This window comes from Acidiferrimicrobium sp. IK, from assembly GCF_025499425.1.
Taxonomy (GTDB): Bacteria; Actinomycetota; Acidimicrobiia; order Acidimicrobiales; family Palsa-688; genus Acidiferrimicrobium.
This window is the reverse complement of sequence record NZ_JAIMCB010000005.1, coordinates 164,522-179,904: the sequence shown is the minus strand read 5'-3', so window position 1 is coordinate 179,904 and position 15,383 is coordinate 164,522. Positions and strand designations below refer to the sequence as shown.

The 15,383-nt window shown below is 72.6% G+C and carries 14 protein-coding genes; 11 read left to right on the top strand and 3 right to left on the bottom strand.

From position 1 onward, the window contains the following. Positions 1 to 3 precede the first annotated feature (3 nt). From K6U06_RS10280 to egtB, 3 genes are all read left to right on the top strand, one after another. Positions 4 to 1,029 (top strand): 2-oxoacid:ferredoxin oxidoreductase subunit beta, encoded by a 1,026-nt coding sequence (locus K6U06_RS10280; protein ID WP_262321840.1) that lies wholly within the window; start codon positions 4 to 6, stop codon positions 1,027 to 1,029. A gap of 96 nt (positions 1,030 to 1,125) precedes the next feature. Then, a complete protein-coding gene (gene egtD / locus K6U06_RS10275) occupies positions 1,126 to 2,136 on the top strand; it encodes an L-histidine N(alpha)-methyltransferase (protein WP_262321839.1) in 1,011 nt (336 codons plus the stop codon). A 20-nt stretch (positions 2,137 to 2,156) separates the two neighbouring features. Then, positions 2,157 to 3,383, top strand: coding sequence for an ergothioneine biosynthesis protein EgtB (egtB, locus tag K6U06_RS10270; RefSeq protein WP_410051024.1), 1,227 nt, complete (start codon positions 2,157 to 2,159; stop codon positions 3,381 to 3,383). A gap of 126 nt (positions 3,384 to 3,509) precedes the next feature. Here egtB and K6U06_RS10265 read toward each other — a convergent pair whose 3' ends face one another. Then, the gene (locus tag K6U06_RS10265; RefSeq protein WP_262321837.1) at positions 3,510 to 4,586 is read right to left on the bottom strand and encodes a S1C family serine protease; all 1,077 of its coding nucleotides are present in this window, start codon (positions 4,584 to 4,586) and stop codon (positions 3,510 to 3,512) included. A 157-nt stretch (positions 4,587 to 4,743) separates the two neighbouring features. Here K6U06_RS10265 and K6U06_RS10260 point away from each other — a divergent pair, with 157 nt between their 5' ends. Genes K6U06_RS10260 through K6U06_RS10250 form a run of 3 tightly spaced genes read left to right on the top strand, consistent with a single transcriptional unit; the run spans position 4,744 to position 7,624 of the window. Beyond that, the gene (locus K6U06_RS10260; protein WP_262321836.1) at positions 4,744 to 5,607 is read left to right on the top strand and encodes an SDR family NAD(P)-dependent oxidoreductase; all 864 of its coding nucleotides are present in this window, start codon (positions 4,744 to 4,746) and stop codon (positions 5,605 to 5,607) included. Further along, complete coding sequence (locus tag K6U06_RS10255; RefSeq protein ID WP_262321835.1) at positions 5,604 to 6,605, top strand: alpha/beta fold hydrolase; 1,002 nt, start codon at positions 5,604 to 5,606, stop codon at positions 6,603 to 6,605. Before K6U06_RS10260 ends, K6U06_RS10255 begins: the two co-directional genes overlap by 4 nt. Then, complete coding sequence (locus K6U06_RS10250; protein ID WP_262321834.1) at positions 6,602 to 7,624, top strand: AurF N-oxygenase family protein; 1,023 nt, start codon at positions 6,602 to 6,604, stop codon at positions 7,622 to 7,624. The genes K6U06_RS10255 and K6U06_RS10250 overlap by 4 nt, the downstream gene beginning before the upstream one ends. Positions 7,625 to 7,633: 9 nt before the next feature. Here K6U06_RS10250 and K6U06_RS10245 read toward each other — a convergent pair whose 3' ends face one another. Further along, positions 7,634 to 9,280 carry a sensor domain-containing diguanylate cyclase gene (locus K6U06_RS10245; protein WP_262321833.1) on the bottom strand — a complete coding sequence of 549 codons (1,647 nt, stop codon included), beginning with the start codon at positions 9,278 to 9,280 and terminating at the stop codon, positions 7,634 to 7,636. A 130-nt stretch (positions 9,281 to 9,410) separates the two neighbouring features. Next, on the bottom strand, positions 9,411 to 10,628 hold the full coding sequence (locus K6U06_RS10240; protein ID WP_262321832.1) for a DUF1015 domain-containing protein: 1,218 nt from the start codon (positions 10,626 to 10,628) through the stop codon (positions 9,411 to 9,413). Between the two features lie 95 nt (positions 10,629 to 10,723). Here K6U06_RS10240 and K6U06_RS10235 point away from each other — a divergent pair, with 95 nt between their 5' ends. Genes K6U06_RS10235 through recN form a run of 5 tightly spaced genes read left to right on the top strand, consistent with a single transcriptional unit; the run spans position 10,724 to position 15,382 of the window. Continuing rightward, entirely contained in the window at positions 10,724 to 11,485 is a 762-nt protein-coding gene (locus K6U06_RS10235) for an HAD-IIA family hydrolase (RefSeq protein ID WP_262321831.1), read from the top strand. Positions 11,486 to 11,522: 37 nt separating this feature from the next. Continuing rightward, the gene (locus tag K6U06_RS10230) at positions 11,523 to 12,035 is read left to right on the top strand and encodes a hypothetical protein (protein WP_262321830.1); all 513 of its coding nucleotides are present in this window, start codon (positions 11,523 to 11,525) and stop codon (positions 12,033 to 12,035) included. Further along, positions 12,032 to 12,838, top strand: coding sequence for a TlyA family RNA methyltransferase (locus tag K6U06_RS10225; RefSeq protein ID WP_262322008.1), 807 nt, complete (start codon positions 12,032 to 12,034; stop codon positions 12,836 to 12,838). The genes K6U06_RS10230 and K6U06_RS10225 overlap by 4 nt, the downstream gene beginning before the upstream one ends. Before the next feature lie 2 nt (positions 12,839 to 12,840). Then, positions 12,841 to 13,665 carry an NAD(+)/NADH kinase gene (locus K6U06_RS10220; RefSeq protein WP_262321829.1) on the top strand — a complete coding sequence of 275 codons (825 nt, stop codon included), beginning with the start codon at positions 12,841 to 12,843 and terminating at the stop codon, positions 13,663 to 13,665. 16 nt (positions 13,666 to 13,681) lie between these two features. Beyond that, positions 13,682 to 15,382 (top strand): DNA repair protein RecN, encoded by a 1,701-nt coding sequence (gene recN / locus K6U06_RS10215; RefSeq protein ID WP_262321828.1) that lies wholly within the window; start codon positions 13,682 to 13,684, stop codon positions 15,380 to 15,382. Position 15,383: the final 1 nt, after the last annotated feature.

Genomic DNA, 15,383 nt, shown 5'->3' with positions numbered 1-15,383 from the left:
CGCATGACCGACGTGGCCGTCCCCGTGACGACGAAGAAGGACTGGACCAGCGACCAGGAGATCCGCTGGTGCCCCGGCTGCGGGGACTACTCGATCCTCACCGCGGTGCAGATGCTGATGCCCGAGCTGGGCGCCCGGCGGGAGGACACCGTGTTCATCTCGGGCATCGGGTGCAGCTCCCGCTTCCCGTACTACATGGACACCTACGGCGTGCATTCCATCCACGGCCGGGCGCCGGCGCTGGCGACGGGGCTGGCGGTGTCCCGGCCCGACCTGCACGTGTGGGTGATCACCGGGGACGGAGACGCGCTGTCGATCGGCGGCAACCATCTGCTCCACGCCCTGCGCCGCAACGTCGACATCACCATCCTGCTGTTCAACAACCAGATCTACGGCCTGACCAAGGGCCAGTACAGCCCGACGTCTGAGACCGGCAAGGTCACCAAGTCGACGCCGTTCGGCTCCCTGGACCACCCGTACAACCCGGTCAGCTTGGCGCTCGGAGCGGAGGCCAGCTTCGTGGCCCGCACCCACGACATGGACCGCAAGCACATGATGGCCACCTTCAAGCGGGCCTACGAGCACAAGGGCGCCGCGCTCGTCGAGGTCTACCAGAACTGCAACGTGTTCAACGACGGTGCTTTCGAGGCGATCCTGACCAAGGACAACCGGCCCAGGATGCTGATCAACCTGGTGCACGGGGAACCGATCCGCTTCGGCGCCGAAGGGGAAAGAGGCGTGGTGGTCACCGCCGAAGGAGCCCGGATCGTGGACGTCGCGGACGTCGGCGAGGACGCCCTCGCCATCCACGACGAAACCCGGCCGGACCCGAGCGTGGCCTTCGCCCTCTCCCGCCTGTCCGACGGCCCGACTAGCCCCACGCCCATCGGTGTGTTCCGCGCCGTCGAGCGCCCCGACTACGGGTCGATGGTCAACCAGCAGGTCCGCCACGCGTCCGAGCAGAAGGGGCCCGGTGACCTGGCCGCCCTTTTGAGCTCGGGCGCGACGTGGACTGTCACCGGATCGTAAGGGTCAGACGGGGCCATAACTTTCGCCTAGCTGGGTAGGGTGCGACGCATCCATCGGGCGCGCAGACGTGCGTCTGGAAGGAGCGATGCCCTCGTCATGACGACCACCGACTCCCAGCCCGTCGAGGTCCACCTGACCCCCGAGGACGTGGCCGCCAGCCTGGCCAGCGACGTCCGGGTCGGGTTGACCTCCGATCCCAAATGGCTCCCCGCGAAGTGGCTCTACGACCAGCGGGGCTGCGAGCTGTTCGAGGCCATCACCGAGCTACCGGAGTACTACCCGACCAGGGCGGAGCGGGCCCTGCTGGCCGCGCACGCCCCCGAGATCGCAGCGGTGGCGCCGGCCACCACCCTCATCGAGCTGGGCTCGGGCACCTCGGAGAAGACCCGGCTGCTGATCGCCGCCCTCCAGGCTCAGGGGTCGCTGCGGCGGTTCGTGGCCTTCGATGTCGCGGAGCCGACCCTTCGAGCTGCGGTGGCCGACCTGTCAGAGGCGCACGAGGAGCTGGTCGTGGAAGGCATCGTCGGTGACTTCGAGCGGCACCTGGACCGGCTGTCACCGGGCCCGGGGCGGATGGTCGCGTTCCTCGGCGGGACCATCGGCAACTTCGACGAACCCAACCGGCTTCGGTTTTTCTCCACCATGGCCGCCGCGCTCGAACCCGGCGAATGGCTGCTGCTCGGCACCGACTTGGTCAAGGACCCGGCCCGTCTCGTCGCGGCCTACGACGACGCCGAGGGGGTCACCGCGGCGTTCGAGACCAACGTGCTGGCCGTGCTCAACCACGAGCTGGGCGCCGACTTCGATCTCGAGCGCTTCGGGTACGTCGCCCGGTGGGACCCCGACCTCGAGCGCATCGAGATGGGCGTGCGCAGCCTGGGAGCCCAAAGCGTGCGCATCCTCGCGCTGGACATGAAGCTCGAGCTGCTCGACGGCGAGGAGATCAGCACCGAGGTGTCGGCCAAATTCCGGAGGGTCGGCGTGAGCCGCGAGCTGGCCGCCCACGGGTTCGAGATGGTCGGCTGGTGGACCGACCCCGACGGGGACTTCGCCGTGAGCTGCGCTCGGCGCAGCGAAGCCGGCGGGCGTCTCAGCGACCAGCTGTGACCGCCCTCCTCCGGCCGCCGATGGGAGCCCCCCAGCCGACCGGCGACGGGTACCTGGCCGTCCGCCAGCAGACCGAGTCGCTGGCCGAGCCTCTCTCCCCGGAGGACCAGACGGTTCAGACCATGGCCGACGTGAGCCCGACCAAGTGGCACCGAGCGCACGTCACCTGGTTCTTCGAGCAGTTCGTGCTGCTGGCCTACCAGCCCGGCTACCGCCCCGTCGACGACCGCAACCTGTACCTGTTCAACTCGTACTACGAGGGGGCCGGACCCCGCCACCCCCGGGCCGAGCGGGGACTGCTCACCCGGCCGGGCGCGGCGGACGTCACCGCCTACCGGGCCCGGGTCGACGACGCGATGGTGTCGCTCCTCGCCGGCGATCCGCCGCCGGAGGTCGCCGCCACCGTCGAGCTGGGGCTTCACCACGAGCAGCAGCACCAAGAGTTGCTGCTGATGGACATAAAGCACGTCCTCGCCGCCAACCCGTTCCGCCCGGCCTACCACCCCGAGCGGCCGCCGGCACGCGCCGAGCGCCCGGTCGGATGGACGTCGCTAGAGGGAGGCCTGGTGGAGATCGGGGCCCCGACCGACGGGCCGTTCAGCTACGACAACGAGACGCCGGCGCATCGGGTGTGGCTCGAGCCTTTCGCCATCGCCGACCGTCTGGTCAGCGCCGGCGACTGGCTGGCGTTCATGGCCGACGGCGGGTACCACCGCCCCGAGCTGTGGCTCTCCGACGGGTGGGCCGAGCTGAAGGCGTCCGGTCGGGAGGCGCCGCTGTACTGGGAGGCGGACGGCGCGGGTGGCTGGCGGATACACACCCTCGGCGGGTGCCGGCCGGTCGAGCCGTCCGAGCCGGTGGTCCACGTCAGCTACTACGAGGCTGACGCCTTCGCTCACTGGGCCGGCGCCCGGCTGCCCACCGAGGCGGAATGGGAGCACGCTGCGGCCTCGCTGGCGCGCCCGGCGGTCCGCCCCGTCGCGCTGCACCCGCAGGCCAGCGACGACGGCGGCTGGTACGGGCAGGTGTGGCAGTGGACGGCCAGCGCCTACCTCGCCTACCCCGGGTTCGCTCCGGCGCCGGGCGTGGTGGGGGAGTACAACGGCAAGTTCATGTCCGGCCAGCACGTGCTGCGAGGCTCGGCGTGCGTCACCCCGCCCGGCCACGCCCGCCTGACGTACCGCAACTTCTTCCCGCCCGCAGCGCAGTGGGCGTTCAGCGGGCTGCGCCTGGCCCGCAGCCTCTGACCGCCCGCAGCCTCTGACCGCCTGCAGCCTCTGACCGCCTGCGGGCCGGACCGCCCGAGGTCCAGTCGACCACCCCAGGGGGTGGGCAACTGGACGTCGTAGCGCCGGCCGGTGGCGACCCGCCGGCTAGTAGCCGCCGAAGCCCGAGCCGTAGGAGTAGCCGTACGGGCTGGAGCCGCCCTGGAGCTGGGTCGACGAGCTCGACGAGCTGCCGGTGGTGGTCGGGCCGATGCTGCCCTTCTCCAACGTGGCCAGCTCCGCGGTGATCGTGGAGGTGGGGATGGCGAACCCGATGTTCTGCGCGGTGTTGGTGCCGCTGCTCGACGCTGAGGCAGTGTTCATGCCGATCACCTCGCCGGCGGCGTTGACCAGGGCGCCGCCGGAGTCGCCGGAGCTGATGGCCGCGTCGGTCTGGAGCAGGGTGGTGAGGTGCTCGTTGTTGTCGGTCGTGATCGAGCGGTTGAGCCCGGAGATGATCCCGTTGCTGACCGTGAACCCGCCGTTTTGGAGGTCCAACGCATTGCCGATGGCCAGGACCGAGTCGCCGGTCTGGACGGTGGAGGAGCTGGCCAAGGTGACCGTCGGCAGGTTGGAGTACCCCGAGACCTTGATCAACGCGATGTCTTTCGCCGCGTCCTCCCCGACGAGGGTCGCGGGGTGGGTGCTGGTCTGCCCGTCGAAGGTGACGGTGATGGAGGTGGCGCCCGCGAGGACGTGGGCGTTGGTCAGGATCAACCCGTCGGAGCGGATGATCATGCCGGTCCCGGCCGCGGCGGTGGTGGTCTGGCCGGCGCCGAACGGGTTGAGCCCGCTGCCGAACGCCGACGACGCCGAGGACGTGCCGGTCGTGTGGATGTCGACCAGCGCCGGCTCGACCTTGGCCACCACCGACTGGATGGTGCTGCCCGCGGCAGCGGTGGAGGTCTGGGCGGCCACGGTGTGGATCACCGGGGCGCTCCCGCCGTTGGTGAGCAGCGCGGTGGCCGCCGCGCCGGCTCCTCCGCCGGCGACCAGGGTGGCGCCGAGCGCAGCGGCGCCGAAACGGCGCCGGAGGCTGCCGGCGGGATGGGCTCCGCGTCCCCGCATGGCCGGGTCCTGCGCGGCGCCCGAAGGGCTCCCGTCGGGGACGGCAGGAGCACCCCACGCGGGGCCGGTGCCCTCCGGGTCCGGTGACGAGGTGCTGGTGAAGGGATCGTTGCGCATGGCGTGCTCCGGGGGTAGCGGGCTTGGTTGCCATCACTGTCTCCGCCGCCCCTCAACGGCCACTGAGAGGCAGGGCAACACCGCCTGAGATCCTCCTGACAGCACGCTGAAACGGCCCCCCGTTGACTGTGCCAGTCAACGATGGTATGTTCAAACGGTGCGAAACGCCGCAGTGGCCCCGCCCCCGAAGCCGCCACCTTCCAGGGCCCGGCGCGCCACGGTGGTCCTGTCGGGGAGTACCGCGCTGGTGACCGGCGCCGGGAGCGGGATCGGCCGGGCCACGGCGCTGGCCTTGGCCGCCAAGGGGGCCAAGGTCGTGGCGCTCGACATCGACGCCGAGACCGCGGCCAAGACCGCAGCGGACACCGGAGGTCACAGCTACCAAGTCGACGTCGCCGACCGGGTTGCGGTCGTCGAGATCGCCGCGGCGGTCACCGCGGCCCACGGGACGCCCGACGTGGTGGTCAACAACGCCGGAGTGGGCATGACCGGCCGCTTCCTCGACATGGACGCCGACGACTGGGACTGGATCGTCGGGATCAACCTGCTCGGCGCGGTCAACGTGACCAAGGCGTTCGGCCCGGCCATGGTGGAGCGCGGTTCGGGCCAGGTGGTCAACGTCGCCTCCGGCCTGGCCTACACGCCGCGAGCCACCGAGCCCGGCTACGTCACCACCAAAGCGGCGTTGCTGGCGTTGTCGCAGTGCCTGCGCGCCGACTGGCACGACGCTGGCGTCGGCGTGTCGGTCGTCTGCCCCGGTGTGATCAACACCAACATCGTGCGGTCCAACACCCGCTACCGGGGCAGCCGCGACGGCGGCCAGGCCCGGGCCCGGGCCGAGCAGGTCTTCGCCAAGGGTCATCGCCCCGAGCTGGTCGCCGACGCCATCATCAGCGCCGTCGAACGCAACCGCAGCGTGGTACCGGTCGGTTTCGAGTCCAGGCTGGGGTGGTGGCTGCGCGGGGTCCTCCCCCAAGCCGCGACCGACCGGGCCGCCCGCATGAGCCTCGGGGGTCTGTGACCGTGACCGCCCGGACCAAGACCGTGCTCGGCGTCGCTGCGGCCGCGGCGGTGCTGGCCGCGCCCCGGGTCGCGGCACACCGCTGGAGCGCCAACCCGGACCTGACCGACGGGGCGCCGCTGGTCCTACCGGAGGGCGAGGACCGCACGGTCACCACCGGCGACGGTGCTCGCCTGGCGGTACGGATCTGCGGCGACCCGACGTCTCCGACCGTGGTGCTGATCCACGGGTGGACCGCGGAGAAGCGCATCTGGGGTCCCGTCGCCCGGCGCCTGGTCAAAGACGGGCGTCGCGTGGTGGTCTACGACCAGCGGGCCCACGGCTCGTCTACCGCTGGCATCGACGGGCTGACCGTCGCCGCCATCGGCGACGACGTCGACTCGGTGCTTCGCACCCTCGACCTGCGCGACGTCGTGCTGGCCGGCCACTCGATGGGCGGGATGGCCGTGCAGTCCTTCGCCAGCCGCCACAAGGACGTCCTGGCCGAGCGGGTGGCGTCGATGGTGCTGGTGTCCACCGCCTCGTCGAGCGTCAGCTTGGGGCCGGCCTTCACCCGGGTGGCCGGTGCGGTGGTCGGCAGCCCCCGGGTCGATGCGGCCATGCGCCGGCCGACGCTCGGGCCGCTGCTGGTGCGGGGCTCGGTTGGGCGCAAGGCGTCCATGACCCACCTGCTGGCCACCCGCGAGTCGTTCCTCGCCACCGCCCCCGACACCCGGCGGGACTTCCTCGAGCAGATGGCGATCATGGACCTGCGCCCCGAGCTGGCCGGAATCCACACCCCGACCGTGGTGGTCTCCGGCACCCGCGACACCCTCTTGGCTCACAAGCTCAGCAAGCGCCTGGCCGCCAGCATCCCCGGGGCGACGCTGGTGGCCATCCCCGGCGCGGGCCACCAGCTGCCGTTCGAGGCGCCGGACCGCCTGGCCCAGATCCTCTACGACGCCGGCCAAGCCGGCTCCGCCGGACCCGTTTCTCGTACGGAAGGAAGCCTCCCTTGACCGTCACCGAACCGACTCCGATCACGACAGCCGACCCGATCACCGCCACCGGTCCGGCCTCCGGCGCCGCGTCGGCGGCTCCCGGGGGCGGCGAAGACCGCGACGCCACCTTCGCGTCGATCGTCCGTCGCCTGTCGAAGCAGTCCGTCGAAAAGCACTTCGACGCCTACGCCGACATCGACTGGGACGACCCCCTGATGGCCATCGACCCGGCCGACCCCCGCTTTTTGCTGTGGACCGGTGACCCTCTGGGAGCCACCGAGTGGTACCGCTCCCAGCCCGCCGACGTGCAGTCACGCGTCGCGCTGTACCGGGTGGCGTCGGCCATGCGCACCGGGTGGGAGTTCGAGAACGTCCTCCAGCGCGGCCTGCTCAACATCGCGTTTTGGATGCCGAACGGCGCCGAGCAGTTCAGGTATCTGCACCACGAGACCATCGAGGAGTCGCAGCACTCGTTGATGTTCCAGGAGTTCGTCAACCGCACCGGTATGCCCGTGCACGGCATGCCCACGGTCATCAAGAAGGCCGCGGAGCGGGCGGTGCTCCCCCTAAGCCGCCGCTTCCCGGAGCTGTTCTTCCTCTTCGTGCTCGGCGGGGAGGACCCCGTCGACCACCTGCAGCGCCAGCAGCTGCGCCGCGGCGGTGTGCACCCGCTGGTGGAGCGGATCATGCGGATCCACGTGACCGAGGAAGCCCGCCATGTGTCCTACGCCCGCAACTACCTGAAGGCCGAGGTCCCCAAGCTGGGACGGGTCCGCAGGGGAGCGCTGTCGCTGATCACGCCACCCATGTTCGGGGTGATGACCCGGCTCATGGTGGACGTCCCGCCGAGCATGAGCTTCCGTGCCGGTGTGCCCAAGTCGGTGATCTCCGAGGCCCGCAAGACGCCGAAGCGAGCCAAGCTCCTCGTCGAGGCGTCGGCCAAACCCCGCAAGCTGTGCGAGGAGCTGGGGCTCATGAACCCGGTGTCGCGGCGCCTGTGGAAGCTTTTCGGCGTCGCCGGCGGCCCCGAGACCTGAGGTCCCCGGTCAGGGGCGGCCGGCGGCCTGCGAGGCGTCGGCCGGGGCTGCGGACAGCGCCACGGGGGTGTGCCGCCCCCCTTTGGCGTCGTACATCGCCCGGTCGGCGGCGGCGACCGCGTCGGCCACGGTGGTCTCGCCTCCGGTGACCAGCGCCACGCCGAGGCTTGCCGTCACCGGGTGGTCCCAACCTTCGACGGTGAGCGCCGAAAGCCCGTCGCTCATCCGGTCGACGACGCACGCCAGGTCGCTGACAGAGGAGATCGCAGGGCAGACGACGAGGAACTCGTCGCCGCCCAACCGGCCGACGCTGTCAGCGGAGCGGATCGCTCCCATCAGGGCGGCCGCCACCTGCTCGAGGACCACGTCCCCCGCGGCGTGACCGAGCTGGTCGTTGACCAGCTTGAAGTCGTCGAGGTCGACGAAGACCACCCCCACCCGTTGCCCGGGCTGGCGCAGATGGTCCTTGAGGGACTCGAGGACCGACGCCCGGTTGAGCAGGCCGGTAAGCCCGTCGTAGGCGGCTTGGGCCTTCAAGTCGGTGACGTCGACCACGCAGACCAAAACGCCGAGGACTTCGCCGGCGTCGACGACCGCGCTCAGGTCGACCCGGCACCGGAGGGGCGGCCCGAGGGGGCCGCGGGGGATGGTGACCTCCAAGACGCCGTCCTGGCCGGTGGACAAGACGGAGCGGACCGAGCCGTCGAGGCGGCGTCCGTCGCAGTCGGGTAGGGCCGCGCACAACTGCTCGAGGCGGGTGATGTCGGGCAGGCCGACCAGCCGCAGCATCTGATCGTTGGCGTAGCTCACCGACCCGTCGGCCGCGAAGTGCACCAGACCCACCGGGACGGTGTCGGTGACCCGTCGTAGGAGGCGCTCCTGGCGGCGCAGCGCCTCCATGGCCGCAACCTCGTCGGAGACGTCGACTAGGTGGCACACGACCCGGGCCGTTCCGTCGTCAGGGCGCGGGTCGTTGGAGGTCTCCAGCCACAGCCACGTGCCGTCGCTGCGCTGGTAGCGGAGGCGGACCGACTGGCCGCCGCCGTTGAGCATCATCTGCATCCAGTTGTCGATCGAGCGGGCCTGGTCCTCCGGGTGGATGAGGTCGAGCGAGCTGCGCCCCACCACCTCCGCCGCGGTCCAGCCGAGCATCCGCTCCGCGTTGCGGTCGACGTCGACCACGATGCCGTTGGAGGACTTGGTCATCGTCGCCAGCCGCGGTCGCAGCTGAGACGGTTGGCGACGCCGCAGGCTGGCGGTAGGCCCCTCGCTCCCGAACGACACGGTCCGGACGGTGACGCCCAGCTCGTCGCGAAGGTCGAGGTAGGTGACGGTGACGTGCTCGTCGGGTCGATCGAGGAGCCGGGCCCGGGCGCTGCCCACTCCGTGGGTGCCCGAAGCTAGGAACGCGTAGGTCACATCCACCGTGTCGTCGGCTACGACCAGCTCGAGCAGGGAGCGGTCCTCGATTCGGTGGCCCTTCCCTAGGACGATGGAAGGGGGGAACGGCAACACCTTGCCGTCGTCGCCGACCGCGCCGACGATCCCGGTGGGGTGATCGATCAGCCACTCCTTCAGCGCGTCGAGGCGAGACCGGGCCGGGCTCGTCTGGCGCGATGGCGGCGGTTGCTGCACGCCGGCGTCCGTGGTGCGCATACCCTTGTATCGGTAAACGCAACACAGGCTGGAGGCCGGCGGGTCGCGCTGCGGCGCCGATCTCGCCGATTACCGGTATGGGCGGGATGGGCGGTATCGCACGTTTTCTGGGCGGAGGGCCGGCGACGGGTCAGCCGATGAGCTCTCGGATGACCATCCCGGTGCGGGGCTTGGGCCAAAAAAACGTGGTCTTCGGCGGCATGCGGGTCCCGCCCCGGCTGATCGCGGCGATCTGCTGCACCGTCGCAGGCCGCAGCAGCACCGCCGCGGTGCCGGCCCCGGCGTCCACCGCGGCGACAGCCAGGTCCCAGCCGTGCTGGAAGCTGACCTCGGCGCCGGTCAGGGCGGCCAGGGCGACGTCGAGGCGGCTGGAGTCCAAGTCGTGGGCGGCGGCCGCGGTGGTCTCGTCGGTCGGGACCGCCAGCCACGCACCCGACGACGTGACCACCGCCAGCGCCCCGGCCTCGGTCATGCGGGTCAGGATCCCGGCGTCGGCCGCCCCGGTCGGCACCAGCTTGAATGCCCGGCCCAGCGCGGCGAGCACCTCGCCGGCGTCGACGCCGGCGATGACCCGGTGGATGGCCTGCACCGACAGTTGCGCTTCGTCCAGCTCCACGACGAGAGCCATGACCGCCCCCGCACCGGGGGAGCGGTCCTCGGACTGGAACGCCAGCGCGGTCTCGTAGCGGTGGTGGCCGTCGGCGACGAGCACCGGCTGCCCGGCCACGTGGGCGGTGATGGCGGCGACGCGCTCTGGGTCGTAGATCGGCCACACCTCGTGCACGACGCCTTCGGACTCGGTGGAGTGCAGCCCGTCCCCGGTGTGCTCCGCGGGGTGGGCCGGCGCCCCGCAGAGAGCGGCGAGTCCGGTCGCTGGTGTCAGCGCCCAGATCGGGGACAGGTTGGCGCGCGTCGCCCGCAGCAGCTGCAGGCGGTCCGACTTGGCCTTCGGCGTGGTCTCCTCGTGGGGGAGGATCCCCGCTCCCGGCGGCTCCAGCCCGAGGGCGCCGATCACCCCGATCGTCGAGCGATCGGTGCCCGTGTCGTCGGTGAAGCGCATCCGGTATCCGTAGAACGCCGGCTGCGGGTCGCGGTGCAAGACCCCGCCGTCGCGCCAAGCGTCGAGCAGCTGGGCTGCTTCGGCGTACGGGTCGGCGGCCGGCGCGTCGGGGTCGCCCGGCGCGGCGACGGGGAGCTCGAGGCGGACGACGTTGTAGGGGGAGCGCTCGAGGAGCGCCTGCCGGTCGTCCTCGGAGATCACGTCGTAGGGCGGGCAGACGACGTCTTCGAGGGCCGCGATGTGGGAGGGCGAGTAGCGCAGGCCGGGGAACGGCTCGAAACGGGGCACTGCCCGTGCGTAGCGGACGCGCCGGCCGCTCGGCAAGTGCTCGCGCCGGCCGCCGGGCAGGGAGTCGCCGCAGCGACGGCGCGCGAGAGTGTCCCGTGCTCTGGGTCCTCGATCTCGACGGTGTCGTATGGCTGGCCGGACGTCCGATACCGGGCTCGCCCGAGGCGGTGGCCCGCATCCGCGACGCCGGCCACCGGGTGGCGTTCGTGACCAACAACGCCGGCCCGACGATCGGCGAGCACGCCGACGCCCTTCGCCGGGCCGGGGTCGACGCCAGACCCGACGAGGTGGTGTCCTCCGCCCAGGCCGCCGCGTCGCTGCTCGAGCCGGGCACCACCGCCGCCGCGGTCGGCGGCCCAGGGGTGAGCGAGGCGCTGGCCGAGCGGGGCGTCGCCGTGGTCCACCCCGGCTCCGGCCCCGACGCGGTGGTGGTCGGACGGGCACCGGTCCTCGACTACGACGAGCTGGCCGCGGCCTCCAGCGCCATCCGCGGCGGGGCGCGCTTTGTGGCCACCAACACCGACGCCACGTTCCCGACGCCCGACGGGCTCCTGCCCGGCGCCGGAGCGGTGATCGCGTTCCTGACCGTCTCCTCTGGAGTGCAGCCGACCGTGGCCGGCAAGCCCCACCAGGCCGTCGCCGACTTGGTCCGGGACCGTTTCGGCCCGGTGGGAATCATGGTCGGCGACCGCCTCGACACCGACGGGCGCTTCGCCGCCCTCATCGCCGCACCGTTCGGGCTGGTCCTCACCGGCGTGACCCGCCCCGACGAGGTCCCCACCGACCCCGCGCCAGCGGTGGTCGGCGACGACCTGTCCGCCCTCACCGACGCCGTCCTCGCCGGGTGCTTGCAATAGCAAGCGCGACGCTTGGGATCGGAGTAGCATGGAGGGCATGGCCAGCGACGACAGGTTCAGGCAGTATTCGGAGGCCGGCGAGGAGTTCCTCGAGGCCGCACGCAGCCGGGCGGTCGAGTTCCTCCGGGAGCTCGCCAAGGCCGGCCAAACCACCCAGAAGCAGGCCACCGGCCAGGTCGAGGACCTGGTGGACGCCGGCCGCAAGGGTACCGACCAGGTGCTCGACGTGATCCGCAAGGAGATCGCCAGCCAGCTCGGCGCACTGGGACTGGCCACCAAGGACGACCTCGCAGCGTTGGAGCGCCGCCTGTCCGGTGCCTCCCCGGCGACCAACAGCGCCGCGGGGCGCAAGGCCCCAGGCCCGACCGGCAAGGCGTCCGGGTCGTCTGGCAAGACCTCCGGGCCGGCCAAGGCGGCCGCCAAGAAGGCCGCCCCGGTCAAGGCCGCGGCGAGCGGCGCGCCGGTCAAGAAGGCCGCAGCCAAGAAGGCTGCGGGCGCCCGGAGGGCCCCGGCCGCCAAGAAGGCGTCGGGGACCACCAAGAGCAGCTGAGCACCCGCCGGCGCCTCGACGTCGAGCTGGTCCGCCGGGGGCTGGCCGACAGCCGCACCCAGGCCCAGGCGCTGATCGAGGCCGGCCGGGTCCTCGTCGGGGGCGCCCCGGCGATGCGCGCCGGGCGGATGGTCGACCCGGGCGAAGCGGTCACGGTGAGCGGACCGCCGCCCCGCTTCGTCGGTCGCGGCGGCGAGAAGCTCGACGCGGCCCTCGACCGTTTCGGAGTCGACCCCGCCGGGATGGTGTGCCTCGACGCCGGCGCGTCGACCGGCGGCTTCACCGACTGCCTGCTACAGCGAGGCGCGGCCCGGGTCGTCGCGGTCGACGTGGGCCGCCACCAGCTGCACCAGCGGTTGCGGACCGACCCGCGCGTCGTGTCGATCGAACGCACCAACGTGCGGTCCCTGGCACCGACCGACCTGGACGACGCTCCTTTCTCCCTCCTCGTCGCCGACCTGTCGTTCATCTCCCTGCGGACCGTCGCCCCGGCGCTGGCCGCGCTCCTCGCCCCCCGCGCCGACGTGGTTCTTTTGGTCAAGCCGCAGTTCGAGGCCGGCCGCCAGGAGGTCAGCGCCGGCAAGGGGGTCATCCGGGATCCCGACGTGTGGCGGCGGGTCCTGCTCGAGGTGGCCTCCGCGTGGCAGTCACAGGGAGCGACCATGATGGGGGTCATGGTCTCCCCGATCCGAGGCGCCGACGGCAACGTCGAGTTCCTGGCCCACCTCCGTCCCGGGACGCCCGGCGGGGACTGGGACCCCGACGCGGCGGTCGCCGCCGGGCGCGAACTGGCCGGGATCTGACCGTGGCGGTCATCGGGTTCGGTGTCCACACCGGCCGTCCGGCTGCCGTCGCGGCCGCGGAGGTCGCCCGGGAGTGGCTGCGCGCCAGGGGCCACGAGGTCCGGACCGTCGACGATCCCGACGGGGGCTGCGACCCGAGCCAGCTGGACCTGGCGGTCAGCCTCGGCGGGGACGGCACGATGCTGCGCACCGTCGACGCGGTCAGCGCCGCGGACGTTCCGGTGCTCGGCGTCAACCTCGGCCATCTCGGCTACCTGACCACCGTGGAGCCCGACGGGCTGACCGCCGCTTTGGAAAGGTTCCTGGCCGGTGACTACCGGGTCGAGCCTCGCATGACCCTCGACGTCGATGTGAGCGGGGGGGAGGCGCCGCCGTCGCCGCCCCGGCGCGCCCTCAACGACGTCGTCCTCCAGCGCGACGCGCAAGGCCACACCGTGCGCGCCGAGATGTCACTCAACGGCGTGCCGTTCCTGCGCTACGCCGCCGACTCGCTGATCGTGTGCACCCCGACCGGGTCCACCGCCTACAACCTGTCGGCTCGCGGCCCGATCGTGTCGCCCAGAGCCAGGGTGTTCATCGTCACCCCCGTCGCTCCGCACGGGCTTTTCGACCGGTCGCTGGTCCTCGACGCCGGCGAGGAGGTCGAGCTGCGCCCGGTCGGCGACGCCAGGGCGGAGCTGGTCGTCGACGGGTGGGGGCCGATTCCCGTCGTGCCCGGCCAGACCGTCACCTGCCGGCAGGGGCGGCGCGACGCGCTGCTCGTGACCTTTGAGGACCGCGACTTCCACCGGATCCTCAAACGCAAGTTCGATCTGACAGACCGGTAAGGAGAAAGAGAGCCGGGTGGTGCTGCGCGAGCTTCGGGTCCGTGACCTCGGCGTCATCGACGACCTGACCCTGGTGCTGGAGCCGGGAATGACCGCTCTCACCGGGGAGACCGGCGCGGGCAAGACCCTCCTCGTCGAGGCCATCGACTTGCTCCTCGGCGGCCGGGCCGACCCCGTGCTGGTCCGGCCCGGGGCCAAGGAGGCGGTGGTGGAGGGCCGGTTCTGGCCGTCGGCCGCGACGCGCCCGCCGGGGACCGCCGGCGACGAGCACGACGACGAAGGCGACGACGTCGTGCTGGCCCGGGTGGTCCCGGCGTCGGGCCGGTCGCGGGCATATGTCGGCGGGCGGATGGCCGCGCTGAGCGGGCTGGCCGAGGCGGGCGGCGCGCTGGTCGACCTGCACGGCCAGCACGCCCATCAGGCGCTGTTCTCCCCGGCCGCCCAGCGGGCCGCTCTCGACCGGGCCGGCGGCGTCGACCACGGCCCGCTCCAGGCGGCCCGGCGGGCGCTGGCCGCCATCGAGTCGGAGCTGGCCGCGCTCGGCGGCGACGAGCGGTCCCGGGCCCGGGAGATCGACCTGCTGCGCTTCCAGCTCGACGAGCTCGACGCAGCCTCCCTTGAGGACCCCCACGAGGAGGACGCCCTCGTCGCCGAGGAGGACCGCTTGAGTGGCGCCGGCGCCCACCGGGAGGCGGCCGGTACGGTGCACGACGCCCTCCAGGGCGACGAGGGCGCCCTCGACCGTGTCGGCGCGGCGCTCGCCGCGGTCGCCGGGCGGGCCCCGCTGCAAGGACTGCACGACCGCCTCCGGGCGGTCGAGGCCGAGCTGGCCGACCTGGCGACTGAGGCCAGGGGAGCGGCGGAGCGCTTCGAGGACGACCCGGAGAGGCTGGCCGCGGTGTCCGCCCGGCGCCAGCAGCTGCGCGCCCTGCGGCGCAAGTACGGCGACACGCTGGCGGAGGTCATCGCGTTTCGCGACTCCACCCGGGCTCGGCTCCAGGAGCTGGAGGGCTGGGATGCCAGGGCCGCGGCGCTCGACGCCCAGCGGGCCGCCGCGGCCGACCGCGTGGCTGCCGCGGCCGCCGCGCTCGGCGCCGCCCGCCGGGCCGCGGCCCCGGCGCTGGCCGCCGCGGTCGAGGCCGAGCTGCGGACCCTGGCCATGCCGCGGGCCCGCTTCGAGGTCGTCGTCGGCGACGCCCCCGCAGGCGACGACGTCACCTGGCTGCTCGGCGCCAACGCCGGCGAGGCCGCCCTCCCGCTGGCGAAGATCGCCTCCGGAGGGGAGCTGGCCCGCACGATGCTGGCCCTCCGGCTGGTGGTGAGCGACCTGCGGCCTTCCTCCGAGCTCGACACCGCAGCGGCCCCGACCACCGCCGGGGACCGGCCGGCGCCGGCCCGGACGCTGGTGTTCGACGAGGTCGACGCCGGCATCGGCGGCGAGGCGGCGGTCGCGGTGGGCCGGGCGCTGGCCGCCCTGGCCCGCCACCACCAGGTGCTGGTCGTCACCCACCTCCCGCAGGTCGCGGCGTTCGCCGACCACCAGATCGCGGTGTCCAAGCAGGAGTCGGGCGGCAGGACCCGCACCTCGGCGGACATCCTCGACGAGTCCGGGCGGGTGGTCGAGCTGTCCCGGATGCTCTCGGGCAGCCCCGACAGCGCCACCGCCCGTTCGCACGCCACCGAGCTGCTGGCGCAGGCCCGGGGCGGGCCGGGCTAGA